This window comes from Marinobacter santoriniensis NKSG1 (genome assembly GCF_000347775.1).
In the GTDB taxonomy this organism is placed as follows: domain Bacteria; phylum Pseudomonadota; class Gammaproteobacteria; order Pseudomonadales; family Oleiphilaceae; genus Marinobacter; species Marinobacter santoriniensis.
Genome location: NZ_APAT01000028.1, coordinates 1 through 15,561 on the forward strand (window position 1 = coordinate 1; position 15,561 = coordinate 15,561).

General features: G+C 56.2%; 12 protein-coding genes and 1 tRNA gene. All 13 read left to right on the forward strand.

Features of this window, described 5'->3' with window-relative positions; genetic code table 11:
- The first annotated feature begins 55 nt into the window (after positions 1-55).
- Positions 56-131, forward strand: a tRNA-Trp gene (locus MSNKSG1_RS17635).
- Between the two features lie 33 nt (positions 132-164).
- A complete protein-coding gene (gene secE, locus MSNKSG1_RS17640; RefSeq protein ID WP_008940660.1) occupies positions 165-533 on the forward strand; it encodes a preprotein translocase subunit SecE in 369 nt (122 codons plus the stop codon).
- A 12-nt stretch (positions 534-545) separates the two neighbouring features.
- Positions 546-1,079, forward strand: a complete 534-nt coding sequence (gene nusG, locus MSNKSG1_RS17645) for a transcription termination/antitermination protein NusG (RefSeq protein ID WP_008940661.1) — start codon at positions 546-548, stop codon at positions 1,077-1,079.
- A gap of 101 nt (positions 1,080-1,180) precedes the next feature.
- Positions 1,181-1,612 carry a 50S ribosomal protein L11 gene (rplK, locus tag MSNKSG1_RS17650; protein ID WP_008940662.1) on the forward strand — a complete coding sequence of 144 codons (432 nt, stop codon included), beginning with the start codon at positions 1,181-1,183 and terminating at the stop codon, positions 1,610-1,612.
- A gap of 1 nt (position 1,613) precedes the next feature.
- A complete protein-coding gene (gene rplA / locus MSNKSG1_RS17655; RefSeq protein ID WP_008940663.1) occupies positions 1,614-2,312 on the forward strand; it encodes a 50S ribosomal protein L1 in 699 nt (232 codons plus the stop codon).
- Positions 2,313-2,535: 223 nt separating this feature from the next.
- Complete coding sequence (gene rplJ / locus MSNKSG1_RS17660) at positions 2,536-3,066, forward strand: 50S ribosomal protein L10 (protein WP_008940664.1); 531 nt, start codon at positions 2,536-2,538, stop codon at positions 3,064-3,066.
- Positions 3,067-3,105: 39 nt separating this feature from the next.
- Entirely contained in the window at positions 3,106-3,483 is a 378-nt protein-coding gene (rplL, locus tag MSNKSG1_RS17665; RefSeq protein WP_008940665.1) for a 50S ribosomal protein L7/L12, read from the forward strand.
- A 241-nt stretch (positions 3,484-3,724) separates the two neighbouring features.
- The gene (rpoB, locus tag MSNKSG1_RS17670; RefSeq protein WP_008940666.1) at positions 3,725-7,801 is read left to right on the forward strand and encodes a DNA-directed RNA polymerase subunit beta; all 4,077 of its coding nucleotides are present in this window, start codon (positions 3,725-3,727) and stop codon (positions 7,799-7,801) included.
- 76 nt (positions 7,802-7,877) lie between these two features.
- Positions 7,878-12,092, forward strand: a complete 4,215-nt coding sequence (rpoC, locus tag MSNKSG1_RS17675; protein ID WP_008940667.1) for a DNA-directed RNA polymerase subunit beta' — start codon at positions 7,878-7,880, stop codon at positions 12,090-12,092.
- 166 nt (positions 12,093-12,258) lie between these two features.
- Positions 12,259-12,633 carry a 30S ribosomal protein S12 gene (gene rpsL, locus MSNKSG1_RS17680; protein WP_008174844.1) on the forward strand — a complete coding sequence of 125 codons (375 nt, stop codon included), beginning with the start codon at positions 12,259-12,261 and terminating at the stop codon, positions 12,631-12,633.
- Positions 12,634-12,749: 116 nt separating this feature from the next.
- Entirely contained in the window at positions 12,750-13,220 is a 471-nt protein-coding gene (rpsG, locus tag MSNKSG1_RS17685) for a 30S ribosomal protein S7 (protein ID WP_008940668.1), read from the forward strand.
- An 18-nt stretch (positions 13,221-13,238) separates the two neighbouring features.
- Positions 13,239-15,344 carry an elongation factor G gene (gene fusA / locus MSNKSG1_RS17690; RefSeq protein ID WP_008940669.1) on the forward strand — a complete coding sequence of 702 codons (2,106 nt, stop codon included), beginning with the start codon at positions 13,239-13,241 and terminating at the stop codon, positions 15,342-15,344.
- A gap of 34 nt (positions 15,345-15,378) precedes the next feature.
- Positions 15,379-15,561, forward strand: a 183-nt coding sequence (locus MSNKSG1_RS19020) for a GTP-binding protein (protein ID WP_008940659.1), incomplete at its 3' end; no start/stop codon positions are given.

Below are 15,561 nucleotides of genomic sequence, written 5' to 3' on the forward strand. Positions count from 1 at the left end.
TTATCGAGTGACCTTAGGGTCACTCGATTGTAGTTGCGCTGAGTTGTTTCGGTGCAGGCCAGTAGCTCAATTGGCAGAGCAGCGGTCTCCAAAACCGCAGGTTGGGGGTTCGATTCCCTCCTGGCCTGCCATTTTTTAACATCCGGATACATAAGCTGATTCCTATGGAGTCAAAAGCCGTTCAGTCAACCAGCCGTTTCGATATCGCGAAGTGGCTGGTTGTTTTTGTTCTGATTGCCGCCGGCGTGGTGGGCAATCAGTATTTCAGTGCCGAATCTCTTCTCTATCGTGTTCTGGCTCTCGTAGGTCTCGGTATTGTAGCGGCTCTCGTTGCACTGCAGACAGGCCGTGGGCGTCGATTTGCGACGCTGTTGAAAGAGGCACGGGTCGAAATCCGGAAGGTGGTATGGCCCACGCGGCCAGAGCTTGTCCAGACAACGTTGATTGTCGTGGTTTTTGTGCTCGTGGTTGCGCTGATTTTGTGGGGTATGGATTCGCTGATCAGTTGGTTGGTCGCCGGGTTTATTGGTTAACAGGAGTGGGCAATGGCTAAGCGCTGGTACGTGGTTCATGCGTATTCTGGCTTCGAAAAGCACGTGATGCGCACTCTGAAGGAGCGTGTTGCGCTCAACGGCATGGAAGACAAGTTCGGCGAGATCCTGGTCCCGACCGAAGAAGTTGTCGAAATGCGGGATGGTAAAAAGCGCAAGAGTGAGCGCAAGTTCTATCCGGGATACGTACTCGTCCAGATGGAAATGGATGATGGTACATGGCATCTTGTGAAGAATACCCCGCGGGTTCTTGGCTTTATCGGCGGCACCAAGGATAAGCCAGCGCCGATTACCGAGCGTGAGGCTGAGGCGATTCTCCGTCGTGTTGAGAGTGGTGCCGATAAGCCCAAGCCGAAAACCCTGTTTGAGCCGGGCGAAATTGTTCGTGTCGTTGAAGGGCCGTTTGCGGACTTCAATGGCGTCGTGGAAGAAGTCGACTACGACAAGAGTCGAGTCAAGGTGGCCGTTCTGATTTTCGGTCGCTCAACTCCGGTAGAGCTGGAGTTCGGGCAGGTCGAGAAAGACTGACGGGCCGCCAAAACCAGGAAAGCTCGCGCGCTCAGGCGACGCGGGCTTTTTGTGTCTGAGTTGGGGAGCCGAGAGGCGTTCGAACCCATAGGAGATCTATCATGGCAAAGAAGATTGAAGCCTACATCAAGCTTCAGGTTGCTGCCGGACAGGCCAACCCGAGTCCCCCCGTTGGTCCGGCCCTGGGTCAGCGTGGTGTTAACATCATGGAATTCTGTAAGGCGTTCAATGCCCAGACGCAGGGCATGGAGCCGGGTCTGCCGATTCCTACTGTTATTACCGTCTACAGTGATCGCAGCTTCACTTTCATCACCAAGACTCCGCCTGCGCCGGTTCTGCTGAAGAAGGCGGCCGGTATCAAGAGCGGTTCTGGTCGTCCGAACACCGACAAGGTCGGTACGGTCACCCGTGAGCAGCTTGAAGAGATCGCCAAGACCAAGGAGCCGGATCTGACTGCAGCCGATATGGATGCAGCTGTTCGTACCATTGCCGGAACTGCCCGCAGTATGGGCCTGAACGTGGAGGGCCTCTGAAATGGCAAAGTTGAGCAAGCGTCAAAAGCTGATTCGTGAAAAGGTTGACTCCACCCGCGCCTATTCCGTTGATGAAGCGGTTGCGCTGTTGGCCGATCTGGGCCAGGCCGTTAAGTTCAAGGAATCCGTGGATGTTGCCGTGAACCTGGGCGTTGACGCCCGGAAATCCGATCAGGTCGTTCGCAGCAGCACCGTGCTTCCGCACGGAACCGGCAAAAACGTTCGTGTCGCTGTGTTTACTCAGGGTGCGAACGCCGAGAAGGCCACAGCGGCCGGTGCAGACATTGTTGGCATGGATGATCTCGCAGACGAGGTCAAAAAGGGCAACATGGATTTCGACGTGGTTATCGCCACTCCGGACGCGATGCGAGTCGTTGGTCAGCTGGGCCAGATCCTTGGTCCGCGTGGCCTGATGCCGAACCCGAAGGTGGGTACGGTTACTCCGGACGTTGAAACCGCTGTTAAAAATGCGAAAGCCGGCCAGGTGCGCTACCGGACTGACAAGAACGGTATTATTCACGCACCGCTGGGTAACATCGAATTCTCTGCACAGAACATCAAGGAAAATCTTGAAGCTCTGGTTGCGGATCTGAAAAAGGCCAAGCCTGCGTCGTCGAAAGGTGTGTATCTCAAGAAGATCACCATTTCCTCGACTATGGGTCCTGGTCTGACTATCGATCAGAGCGGTCTCGCTATTTGATCCTTTGATCGATGGTTACTTTGTAGTCTGGGCGGAAGCCAAGGCTGTCAAAGACCGCAGGCCCCCGAAGCCTTCCTGTTTGTCGGGAAGGCTGCAAGGGTTAAAGCAACGCCTGCGCAGACGGTGTGACGACGTTCTCTCTGAACCCAAACACCGTTAAGGCGCCCGCAAGGGCAATAATGGGTTTGCCGGCAACAAGCTGGCGAAATCGAGGAGAAAACCAGTGGCAATTAGACTCGAAGACAAGAAGGCGATCGTCGCTGAAGTCAACGAGACTGCTGGTACTGCTCTGTCTGTGGTTTTGGCTGACTATCGCGGTGTCACCTCCGGTGATATGACCGCGCTTCGTGCCAAGGCTCGTGCCGAGAACGTGCATCTGAAGGTTGTTCGTAACAACCTGGCAAAGATCGCCATTCGTGGTACCGAGTTCGAGTGCATTGACGAAGCTCTGGTTGGTCCGACCATTCTCGCGTTTTCTATGGAAGATCCTGGTGCGGCAGCGCGTCTGCTGAAGGATTTTGCCAAAGGAAACGAGGCGTTCGAAATCAAGGGCCTGGCTGTCAGCGGTGAGCTGATGGGCGCGGACCAGATCGATCGCCTTGCCACGCTGCCGACGCTGCATGAAGCGTTGACCAAGCTGGCCGTGGTTACACAGGCACCAGTTACCAAGCTCGCACGCAGCCTGAACGACATTCCGGGTCGGGTTACGCGTGTTGTAGCGGCAGTTCGCGACCAGAAGCGGGACGCTGCTTGATTCTGTTGAACACCATTTTTATATTTTTGGGAGAAAGTCATGGCTCTGTCTAAAGACGATATTTTGAATGCAATTGCTGAAATGAGCGTAATGGAAGTTGTTGAGCTCGTTGAGGCTATGGAAGAGAAGTTCGGCGTTTCTGCAGAAGCTGCCGTTGCTGCCGCTCCGGCCGCTGCTGGCGGTGAAGCTGCTGCTGCCGAAGAGAAGACCGAATTTGACGTTGTTCTGACCGGCGCTGGTGAGAAGAAAGTAAACGTCATCAAGGCTGTTCGTGAACTGACCGGTCTGGGTCTGAAAGAAGCGAAGGAAATGGTTGACGGTGCTCCGTCTACCGTTAAGGAAGCTGCTTCCAAGGACGACGCCGAAGAAGCCAAGAAGAAGCTCGAGGAAGCAGGCGCTTCTGTTGAGCTTAAGTAAGAGTCGGCTGTTGATCGACACCGTGCATTAAGCATGGACGGGCTGGTGGCTTTGTGCCACCGGCCTTTTTCTGTTGTATATGCTATAGAGTCTGGTGTGCAATTAAAGGTTGATGTCAGTTCTATAACCTACAGCCAGAGTCTTGTTCAAGACGGCGCGATAAGCCGAGCAATTCGGCCCCGAAGCAGAAAAATGGTTGCTTCTTGATACCAGGTATCAGGTCTAAAGCTGGGGAATGCAGATGACTTACTCCTACACTGAGAAAAAGCGGATTCGCAAAGATTTTAGTAAATTGCCTTCCGTGATGGACGTCCCCTATTTGCTGTCTATTCAGCTGGATTCGTTCCGGGACTTCCTTCAAATGGAAGCCGCTCCTGAAGACCGCCGGGAAACCGGTCTTCACGCAGCATTCAAATCCGTATTCCCGATTGTCAGTTACTCTGGCAACGCCGCGCTCGAGTACGTGAGCTATCGTATTGGTGAGCCGGTATTTGACGTCAAGGAATGCCAGCTTAGGGGCGTAACCTATGCAGCGCCGCTGCGCGTGAAAGTCCGTCTTATCATTTACGATAAGGAATCGTCCAACAAGGCGATCAAGGACATCAAAGAGCAAGAAGTCTACATGGGCGAAATGCCCCTGATGACTGAGAACGGTACCTTCGTTATCAATGGTACCGAGCGTGTTATTGTTTCCCAGCTCCATCGTTCACCCGGCGTATTTTTTGATCACGACAAGGGCAAGACCCATTCGTCCGGAAAACTGCTGTATTCCGCTCGAGTGATTCCCTACCGTGGTTCCTGGCTGGACTTCGAGTTCGATCCGAAAGACTGTGTCTTCGTCCGTATTGACCGTCGGCGCAAGCTGCCGGCGTCCATTCTGCTGCGTGGCCTCGGCTACACCTCCGAGCAGATGCTGGGCATGTTCTTCGACACCAGTAAGTTCGCTATCGGTGCGGAAACCTGTCAGCTGGAACTGGTTCCGAGTCGACTGCGTGGCGACATTGCCACCTTCGATATCAAGGATCCGGACGGCAATGTAATTGTTGAAGAAGGCCGTCGGATCACGGCGCGTCATATCAAGCAACTCGAGAAGGCCGGCATCAACCAGCTGGAAGTTCCGACCGAGTACCTGTATGGCCGTGTTCTGGCCAAGGATATGATCGACGAGTCGACCGGTGAAGTGCTGGTTGAGTGCAACACCGAGCTGACCGAGGAAGTGGTTACCAAGATCCTCGACGCCGGTGTGAAGGAAATTGAAACCCTCTATACCAACGATCTCGACTGCGGTCCGTTCATGTCGGATACCCTGCGTATCGACCCGACTCGTACGCCGCTGGAAGCTCTCGTTGAGATCTACCGCATGATGCGCCCGGGCGAGCCGCCCACGAAAGAATCTGCGGAGAACCTGTTCCACAACCTGTTCTTCTCTGACGAACGCTACGATCTGTCGGCGGTTGGCCGGATGAAGCTCAACCGGCGTCTCGGTCGTGAGGAGAGCACCGGTGAGGGCACCCTGACCAACGATGACATCATTGACGTGCTGCGTACTCTGATCAATATCCGTAACGGGCAGGGTAACGTCGACGATATCGATAACCTGGGCAACCGTCGTGTTCGTTGCGTTGGTGAAATGGCCGAAAACCAGTTCCGCGTCGGCCTCGTGCGCGTAGAGCGGGCTGTTCGCGAGCGCTTGAGCCTGGCCGAGAGCGAAGGCTTGATGCCCCAGGACCTGATCAATGCAAAGCCGGTTGCGGCGGCGGTCAAAGAGTTCTTCGGTTCCAGCCAGTTGTCCCAGTTCATGGATCAGAACAACCCGCTGTCCGAGGTCACTCACAAGCGTCGTATCTCGGCGTTGGGGCCTGGCGGTCTGACCCGCGAGCGTGCCGGCTTCGAGGTTCGGGACGTACACCCGACCCACTATGGCCGGGTATGTCCGATCGAGACGCCGGAAGGTCCGAACATCGGCCTGATCAACTCGCTGGCGACCTATGCCCGATCCAACTCCTACGGATTCCTGGAAAGTCCGTACCGGAAGGTGGTCGAAGGCGTGGTGACCGACGAGCTGGTGTATCTGTCTGCGATTGAAGAAAGTAACTATGTGATCGCCCAGGCCAGTGCGGCCACGGACGAGAGCAAGCGTCTGACGGACGAGCTGGTTACCGTGCGGCACCAGAACGAATTCACCGTGGCTCCGCCGGAGTCGGTGAACTTCATGGACGTGTCGCCTCGCCAGGTGGTATCGGTGGCAGCGTCGCTGATTCCGTTCCTTGAGCACGACGATGCCAACCGGGCCCTGATGGGTGCCAACATGCAACGTCAGGCTGTTCCGACCCTGAAGTCGCAGGTGCCGCTGGTCGGTACCGGTGTTGAGCGCACCGTGGCACAGGATTCCGGTGTATGTGTGACCGCGCGTCGTGGCGGGGTGATCGAGAGTGTGGATGCGGCTCGTATCGTGGTCCGTGTCAACGATCAGGAAACCGCCGCAGGTGACGCCGGTGTGGATATCTACAACCTCACCAAGTACACCCGCTCGAACCAGAATACCTGCATCAACCAGCGTTCGATCGTGCGTCAGGGTGACGTGATCGCGCGGGGTGACGTGCTCGCAGACGGCCCGTCCGTGGATCTGGGTGAGCTGGCGCTGGGGCAGAATATGCGCATCGCGTTCATGCCCTGGAACGGTTACAACTTTGAGGACTCGATCCTCATCTCCGAAAAAGTGGTTCAGGAAGACCGGCTGACCACGATCCACATTCAGGAACTGACCTGTGTGGCTCGTGACACCAAGCTGGGCAGCGAAGAAATCACGGCGGATATTCCCAACGTCGGTGAAAGCGCGCTCTCCAAACTGGATGAGTCCGGTATTGTCTATATCGGCGCTGAAGTCGGCCCGGGCGATATCCTGGTTGGTAAGGTGACGCCGAAAGGCGAGACCCAGCTGACGCCGGAGGAGAAGCTCCTGCGTGCCATCTTCGGCGAGAAGGCCTCCGACGTGAAGGACACATCTTCCCGCGTGCCGACCGGTACCCGTGGAACGGTCATTGATGTCCAGGTCTTCACTCGTGACGGTATCGAGAAGGATCAGCGGGCCCAGTCCATCGAGAAGGAGCAGCTGGACCAGTACCGCAAGGATCTGAAGGATGAGTACCGCATCGTGGAAGGCGCGACCTTCGAGCGTCTGATGAACGCCCTGAAAGGTCAGGAAGTCATCAGCGGTCCGGGGCTGAAAAAGGGCGCCACTCTTGAAGAGGGTTATCTGGCAGAACTGCCGCGCTCCGATTGGTTCAAGCTGCGGATGAAGGACGAAGCCCTCAATGAGCTGCTCGAAAAATCCGAGCAGGGTCTGGAAGACCGGAAGAAGGAGCACGAAGCTCGCTTTGAGGACAAGAAGTCCAAGCTTCAGCAGGGCGATGACCTGGCACCGGGCGTGTTGAAGATCGTCAAGGTTTACCTTGCCATCAAACGTCGTATTCAGCCGGGTGACAAGATGGCTGGCCGTCACGGGAACAAAGGTGTTATTTCCGCGGTCATGCCCATTGAGGACATGCCCTATGACGAGCATGGCACCACCGTGGATATCGTTCTGAACCCGCTGGGCGTACCGTCCCGGATGAACGTCGGTCAGGTTCTGGAGACGCACCTCGGTGCCGCCGCGAAGGGGCTGGGTGAAAAAATCAGCCGGATGCTGGACGAGCAACGCAAGATTGCGGAGCTGCGCGAGCTGCTGGACCAGATCTACAACCACTCCGATGAGGTCTTCAAGGTCGATCTGGATTCTCTGAACGACAAGGAAATCCTCGAGCTCTGCAACAACCTCCGCTCAGGTGTGCCGATGGCAACGCCGGTATTTGACGGTGCCAAGGAAGCCGAGGTGAAGCGGATGCTGGAACTGGCGGATATGGATACCAGTGGTCAGGTGACACTGTATGACGGTCGTACTGGCGATAAATTCGATCGTCCGGTGACGGTTGGCTACATGTACATTCTGAAGCTGAACCACCTGATCGACGACAAGATGCACGCTCGTTCCACTGGCTCCTACAGCCTGGTTACCCAGCAGCCGCTGGGTGGTAAGGCACAGTTTGGTGGCCAGCGGTTCGGTGAGATGGAAGTGTGGGCCCTCGAGGCCTACGGCGCAGCCTATACACTTCAGGAAATGCTCACCGTCAAGTCGGACGACGTCAACGGTCGGACCAAGATGTACAAGAACATTGTCGATGGCGACCATCGCATGGAGCCGGGCATGCCCGAGTCCTTCAACGTTCTTGTCAAGGAGATCCGCTCGCTGGGTATCGACATCGAGCTGGAATCCGAGTGAGCCGAATTGTTTTTGGCAGCGTGAGCGGGCACCGCGGGTGCCCGCCCGAGATTAACGCCATCCGGAGCTTTTACTGATGAAAGATTTGCTGAATCTTCTCAAGAGCCAGAATCAGAGCAAGGAATTTGACGCCATCCGCATCGGCCTGGCGTCGCCTGACATGATTCGTTCATGGTCCTTTGGCGAGGTGAAAAAGCCTGAGACCATCAATTACCGTACCTTCAAGCCGGAGCGTGACGGACTTTTCTGTGCCAAGATTTTCGGCCCGATCAAGGACTATGAGTGTCTTTGTGGCAAGTACAAGCGCCTCAAGCATCGCGGAGTGATCTGCGAAAAGTGTGGTGTTGAGGTTGCCCTTGCGAGCGTGCGTCGTGAGCGCATGGGCCACATCGAGCTGGCCAGTCCGGTTGCTCACATCTGGTTCCTGAAGTCACTGCCGTCCCGTATTGGTCTGATGCTGGACATGACCCTGCGGGATATCGAGCGGGTCCTGTACTTCGAATCCTTTATTGTGATCGACCCGGGCATGACCACCCTTGAAAAGGGGCAGCTGCTCAATGATGAGCAGTACTACGAAGCCCTCGAAGAGTTCGGCGACGAATTCGACGCCCGTATGGGTGCCGAGGCCGTCAAACAGCTCCTCGAAGACATTGATCTGCAGGCCGAAGTGGATGCGCTGCGTGAAGAAATTCCGCAGACCAATTCCGAAACGAAAATCAAGAAGTTCAGCAAGCGGCTGAAGATTCTTGAGGCGTTCCTGTATTCAGGCAACAAGCCGGGCGACATGGTTATGACCGTGCTGCCGGTGCTTCCGCCGGATCTGCGTCCGCTGGTACCGCTGGACGGTGGCCGCTTCGCGACCTCCGATCTGAACGATCTGTACCGCCGCGTGATCAACCGGAACAACCGTCTCAAGCGCCTGCTGGAGCTCAACGCTCCGGACATCATCGTGCGTAACGAGAAGCGGATGCTGCAGGAAGCGGTCGATGCGCTGCTGGACAACGGTCGTCGTGGCCGTGCCATCACCGGCACCAACAAGCGCCCGCTGAAATCCCTGGCTGACATGATCAAGGGTAAGCAGGGACGTTTCCGTCAGAACCTGCTTGGTAAGCGTGTGGACTATTCCGGTCGTTCGGTGATCGTGGTTGGTCCGTACCTGCGCCTGCACCAGTGTGGTCTGCCCAAGAAGATGGCACTGGAGCTGTTCAAGCCGTTCATTTTCTCCAAACTTGAGCACCGTGGCCTGGCGACTACCATCAAGGCCGCCAAGAAGATGGTCGAGCGCGAAGAAGGCGTGGTCTGGGACATCCTGGACGAAGTCATTCGTGAGCATCCGATCATGCTGAACCGTGCGCCGACCCTGCACCGCCTGGGTATCCAGGCGTTCGAGCCGGTTCTGATCGAAGGCAAGGCGATCCAGCTGCACCCGCTGGTATGTGCGGCCTACAACGCCGACTTTGACGGTGACCAGATGGCGGTACACGTGCCGCTGACCCTGGAAGCGCAGCTCGAAGCCCGCGCGTTGATGATGTCCACCAACAACGTGCTGTCACCGGCCAACGGTGAGCCGATTATCGTACCGTCCCAGGACGTGGTACTCGGCCTGTACTACATGACCCGTGAGCGTGAGAGCGCGCTGGGTGAAGGTATGGTCTTCTCCGACGTGAAAGAGGCCCATCGTGCCTATGGCGCCGGTAAGGTGGACCTGCAGGCCAAGGTCAAGGTCCGGGTCAAGCAGGTTGTGATCGAGGAAGATGGCTCGCGCACGGAAAGCTACAGCATCGTCGACACGACTGTCGGTCGCGCGCTGTTGTTCGACATCGTGCCGGACGGCCTTCCGTTCGAACTGGTCAACAAGCCGATGGTCAAGAAGGCCATCTCTGCGTTGATCAATACCTGTTATCGGGACGCGGGTCTGAAGGATACCGTTATCTTCGCTGACCAGCTGATGTACATGGGTTATCACTATGCGACCCGTTCCGGTATCTCGATCGGTTTCAATGACTTCGAGATTCCTCCCGAGAAGTATGAAATGGTTGATGCGGCCTCCGAGGAGGTCAAGGACATCGAAAACCAGTACGCGTCCGGTCTGCTGACCCAGGGCGAGAAGTACAACAAGGTGATCGATATCTGGTCCCGGGCCAATGACAAGGTGTCCAAGGCCATGATGGAGCGGCTGGCGAAAGAGCAGGTGATCGGGCCTGACGGTCAGCCGGTGAAGGGCGAAGATGGCGAAGACCTGATGCAGGAGTCGTTCAACTCCGTCTACATGATGGCCGATTCCGGGGCGCGGGGTTCTGCTGCCCAGATTCGTCAGCTGGCGGGTATGCGTGGTCTGATGGCCAAGCCGGATGGCTCCATCATCGAAACGCCGATTACCGCGAACTTCCGCGAGGGTCTGAACGTACTCCAGTACTTCATCTCGACCCACGGTGCGCGTAAGGGTCTGGCGGATACCGCTCTGAAGACGGCGAACTCCGGTTATCTGACCCGTCGTCTGGTGGACGTCTCCCAGGATCTGGTCGTCACCGAAGAGGATTGTGGTACCGATGAAGGCCTGCTGATGACGCCGCATATCGAAGGCGGTGACGTCGTTGTGCCGCTCGGTGACCGTGTCCTCGGTCGTGTAACCGCGCGTGATGTCTTTACTCCGACCGATAAAGAGAACGCGGTGGTCCCCGAAGGCACTCTGCTGGACGAAAAGACCATCGAGATGATCGAGCGGGCCGGTGTGGATGAAGTCTGGGTTCGTTCTGCGATTACCTGTGACACCCGCTACGGCATCTGTTCCAAGTGTTACGGTCGCGATCTTGCGCGTGGCCATCAGGTGAACGTGGGCGAAGCGGTTGGTGTTATCGCTGCCCAGTCCATCGGTGAGCCGGGCACCCAGCTGACCATGCGGACCTTCCACATCGGTGGTGCTGCAAGCCGGGCATCTGCGGTTGACAATATTCAGGTCAAGCATGGCGGTACTGTCCGTCTGCACAACCTGAAGTCCATCGAGAAGACCGACGGATCCCTGGTCGTGGTATCCCGCTCGTCAGCACTGGCGATCGCAGATGATCAGGGTCGTGAGCGTGAGTGGTACAAGCTGCCTTATGGCGCGGTTCTGTCCGTTAAAAACGGTGATGCCGTCGAGGCAGGCGTCGTGGTGGCCAAGTGGGATCCCCATACCCACCCGATCATCGCCGAATCCGTGGGTGTGGCAAAGTTCGTCAATATGGAGCAGGGCATTACTGTCCGGACCCAGACCGACGAGCTCACTGGCCTGTCTACCATGGAAGTGATCGATCCCAAGGAACGTCCTGCTGCAGGTAAGGACATTCGTCCGGCTATCCAGTTGCTGGACGAAGCCGGCAATGATGTTGAACTCCCGGGTGGTGCGGCAGCGATGTACTTCATGCCGGCCAACGCCCTGGTGACCATGGCGAATGGTGCCAAGGTCGAGCTGGGTGATGTGGTTGCGCGGATTCCGCAGGAAAGCTCCAAGACCCGGGATATTACCGGTGGTCTGCCGCGGGTTGCCGACCTGTTCGAAGCCCGTCGTCCGAAGGAGTCTTCGATCCTTGCCGAAATCAGCGGTACGGTTTCCTTCGGTAAAGAGACCAAGGGCAAGAAGCGTCTGGTCATCACTCCCAAGGATGGCGATGCCTATGAAGTGTTGATTCCGAAGCATCGTCAGCTCAACGTTTTCGAGGGTGAAACCGTCGAGAAGGGCGAGGTGATTTCCGACGGTCCGTCCAACCCGCACGACATTCTGCGTTTGCTGGGTGTTGTTGAACTGGCGAAGTACATCACCAACGAGATTCAGGACGTTTATCGTCTGCAGGGTGTTGTCATCAACGATAAACACATCGAGGTTATCGTTCGCCAGATGCTGCGCAAGGTTGAAATTACGGATCCGGGCGACACCACGCTTCTGTCCGGCGACCAGGTCGAGATTACCCAGGTGCTGGAAGAGAATGAGAAGGTCGACGCTGCTGACAAGGAGCCGGCGAAGTTCGAGCGCTTGCTGCTGGGTATTACCAAAGCATCGCTTGCGACTGAGTCGTTTATCTCGGCTGCCTCCTTCCAGGAGACCACCCGGGTTCTGACCGAGGGTGCTGTCACCGGCAAGCGTGATTACCTGCGCGGGCTGAAAGAGAACGTGGTGGTGGGTCGTCTGATTCCGGCCGGTACCGGCCTGGCCTATCACAACGAGCGTCGTCGCAAGCGTGAACTGGAAGAGCAGGGCGTGACTGCGGCAGACGTTGAAGAGGCTCTGAGCGCAGAGCTCAACCGCGAAAGCTGAGTTGAGCGTCCAGCCACCTCCGGGTAGATACCTACCCGGAAGGTGGTTAAAAAGACATCAGTCTCCTTGACTGATATGGGGTGCAGGCTTACACTTGCGTCCCTTAAATTTTACCCCCTGTCTAGGGGGTAAGTTTCATTGGTATGGTTTTTTGGAGTTTGCTTACATGGCAACGATTAATCAGTTGGTGCGTAAGCCTCGTAAGCGCAAGGTAGCCAAGAGCGACGTTCCCGCGCTCCAGGCCTGTCCTCAGCGCCGTGGTGTTTGCACTCGTGTGTACACCACAACGCCGAAGAAGCCGAACTCAGCACTTCGTAAAGTGTGCCGTGTTCGTCTGACCAACGGCTACGAGGTTTCCTCATACATTGGTGGTGAAGGTCACAACCTTCAGGAGCACAGTGTTGTGCTGATCCGTGGCGGTCGAGTAAAAGACCTTCCGGGTGTGCGCTATCACACTGTTCGCGGAACGCTGGACACCCAGGGTGTACAGAACCGTAAGCAGGGCCGCTCCAAGTACGGTGCAAAACGACCCAAGTCCTGATGTCCCAAGCGGGTGTCTTTTATCGTTGCTTGTCAGAACGGTAAGAGTAAGGCTGAGTAGCATATGGCTATCTCAGGGGTTCCTGAAGACCTTTTAGATATATTAAGGGCTTATCGATGCCTAGAAGAAGAGTTGCAGCTAAGCGGGAAATCATTCCCGATCCCAAATTCGGCAGTGCACGTCTTGCCAAGTTCATCAACCACGTGATGGAGAGCGGCAAGAAATCCGTTGCAGAGCGCATTGTTTATGGCGCGCTCGATATCGTCGCCGACAAATCCAAGGAAGAGCCGCTCGAGATGTTCGAGAAGGCGCTGGAGAACATTCAGCCGATGGTCGAGGTCAAATCCCGTCGGGTGGGTGGTGCTACTTACCAGGTGCCTGTAGAAGTGCGGCCTTCCCGTCAGAACGCGCTGGCCATGCGCTGGCTCGTTGAATTTTCCCGGAAGCGCGGTGAGAAGTCCATGGCGCAGCGTCTGGCAGGCGAAATCCTTGACGCCGCAGACAGCAAAGGTGCCGCTGTGAAGAAGCGTGAAGACGTGCACCGCATGGCAGAAGCCAACAAGGCGTTCTCTCACTTCCGTTTCTAATCAGCCGAGGTTTATATCGTGGCACGCAAGACTCCGATCAAGCGATACAGAAACATTGGTATTTGTGCGCACGTTGATGCGGGCAAGACCACTACCACCGAGCGGGTCCTGTTCTATACAGGTATTTCCCACAAAATCGGTGAGGTTCATGATGGTGCGGCCACCATGGACTGGATGGAGCAGGAGCAGGAGCGTGGTATCACCATTACCTCTGCTGCGACCACCACTTTCTGGCAGGGTATGGACAAGCAGTACCCTGAACACCGCATCAACATCATCGATACCCCGGGACACGTGGACTTCACCATTGAGGTAGAACGTTCACTGCGTGTACTGGACGGTGCTGTTGTTGTGTTCTGTGGCTCCTCCGGTGTTGAGCCTCAGTCCGAAACCGTATGGCGTCAGGCCAACAAGTATGAAGTGCCCCGTATGGTGTTCGTCAACAAGATGGACCGTGCCGGTGCCAACTTCCTGCGCGTCGTTGACCAGATCAAAAACCGTCTGGGAGCGAACTGTGTTCCCATTCAGTTGCCGATTGGTGCCGAGGACGAGTTTGCCGGTATCGTCGATCTGATTCGTAACAAGGCGATTTACTGGAACGAAGCCGATTCCGGTGCAACCTACGAGCAGAAAGACGTTCCTGCTGAAATGGCCGACGAAGTCGCCATGTACCGTGAGCAAATGGTTGAGGCGGCTGCCGAAGCCAACGAAGAGCTCATGGAGAAGTACCTCGAGGAAGGTGAGCTGTCCATCGACGAAATCAAGCAAGGGCTGCGTTTGCGTACCCTGGCGAACGAAATTGTGGTGGCAACCTGCGGTTCCGCGTTCAAGAACAAGGGTGTTCAGGCGGTTCTGGATGCTGTTGTTGAATTCCTGCCTGCTCCGGATGAAGTTAAAGCCATCCGTGGTGAGGTAGATGACGAAGGTACTGAAGAGACCCGTCCGGTTGACGATGATGCACCGTTTGCGGCGCTGGCGTTCAAGATTGCAACCGACCCGTTTGTCGGCACCCTGACCTTCTTCCGGGTGTACTCCGGTAAGCTTGAGTCCGGTAATGCGGTCTACAACTCCGTTAAAGGCAAGAAGGAGCGTGTCGGCCGTATGGTTCAGATGCACTCCAAAGAGCGTCAGGAAATCAAAGAGGTTCTGGCGGGTGACATTGCGGCGGCTATCGGCCTGAAGAGTGTGACCACTGGTGACACCCTGTGCGATGAGAACCACAAGATTGTTCTCGAGCGCATGGAGTTCCCTGAGCCGGTTATTTCCGTTGCGGTTGAGCCGAAGTCCAAGGCCGACCAAGAGAAGATGGGCGTAGCTCTGGGCAAACTGGCTCAGGAAGACCCTTCTTTCCGGGTTCGTACCGACGAAGAATCCGGTCAGACCATCATCTCTGGTATGGGTGAGCTTCACCTGGACATCATCGTTGATCGTATGAAGCGTGAGTTCAAGGTAGAAGCGAATATCGGTAAGCCGCAGGTGGCCTACCGTGAGTGCATCCGCAAGCCGGTCGACGTCGAAGGCAAGTTTGTACGTCAGTCCGGTGGTCGCGGTCAGTACGGTCACGTCAAGGTGAAGCTTGAGCCGCTGCCCCTGGATGATGAAGATGGCGAAAACTTTATCTTCGTGAACGAGATCGTTGGTGGTGTCGTTCCGAAGGAATACATTCCTGCAGTTCAGCAGGGTATCGAGGAGCAGATGCAGAACGGCTGTCTGGCCGGCTATCCGCTGCTGGGTATCAAGGCGGTTCTGTACGATGGTTCCTACCACGATGTGGATTCCAACGAAATGGCCTTCAAGATCGCCGGCTCCATGGCGATGAAGAAAGGCGCCCTCGAAGCGAATCCTGCCCTTCTTGAGCCGCTCATGAAGGTAGAGGTTGTTACCCCTGAGGAATACATGGGTGACGTGGTCGGCGACCTGAACCGTCGTCGTGGCCTTGTGCAGGGTATGGAAGAAGGCCCGTCGGGCAAAATCATCCGTGCTGAAGTTCCGTTGTCGGAGATGTTCGGTTACGCCACCGACCTGCGTTCTGCAACACAGGGCCGGGCGTCTTATGCGATGGAGTTCTCCCGCTACATGGAAGCTCCTTCGAACATTGCCGAAGCGATCATTAAAAAGGGTTGATCCCAGGACTTAAGAAACAGGAAGAGGTGTAACCGTGTCTAAAGAAAAATTTGAGCGTAGTAAACCGCACGTAAACGTGGGCACTATTGGTCACGTTGACCATGGTAAGACCACTCTGACGGCGGCACTGACCCGTGTATGTCACGAAGTGTGGGGTACAGGTTCTGCGAGTGCGTTTGACCAGATCGATAACGCACCGGAAGAGAAGGCGCGTGGT

Excerpts from the sequence above, each read along its gene's own strand:
- secE (WP_008940660.1), top strand. The coding sequence starts at position 165 with ATGGAGTCAAAAGCCGTTCAGTCAACCAGCCGTTTCGATATCGCGAAG.
- rpoB (WP_008940666.1), top strand. The coding sequence starts at position 3,725 with ATGACTTACTCCTACACTGAGAAAAAGCGGATTCGCAAAGATTTTAGT.
- rplA (WP_008940663.1), top strand. The coding sequence starts at position 1,614 with ATGGCAAAGTTGAGCAAGCGTCAAAAGCTGATTCGTGAAAAGGTTGAC.
- rpsG (WP_008940668.1), top strand. The coding sequence starts at position 12,750 with ATGCCTAGAAGAAGAGTTGCAGCTAAGCGGGAAATCATTCCCGATCCC.
- nusG (WP_008940661.1), top strand. The coding sequence starts at position 546 with ATGGCTAAGCGCTGGTACGTGGTTCATGCGTATTCTGGCTTCGAAAAG.
- rpsL (WP_008174844.1), top strand. The coding sequence starts at position 12,259 with ATGGCAACGATTAATCAGTTGGTGCGTAAGCCTCGTAAGCGCAAGGTA.
- rplL (WP_008940665.1), top strand. The coding sequence starts at position 3,106 with ATGGCTCTGTCTAAAGACGATATTTTGAATGCAATTGCTGAAATGAGC.
- rplK (WP_008940662.1), top strand. The coding sequence starts at position 1,181 with ATGGCAAAGAAGATTGAAGCCTACATCAAGCTTCAGGTTGCTGCCGGA.
- rpoC (WP_008940667.1), top strand. The coding sequence starts at position 7,878 with ATGAAAGATTTGCTGAATCTTCTCAAGAGCCAGAATCAGAGCAAGGAA.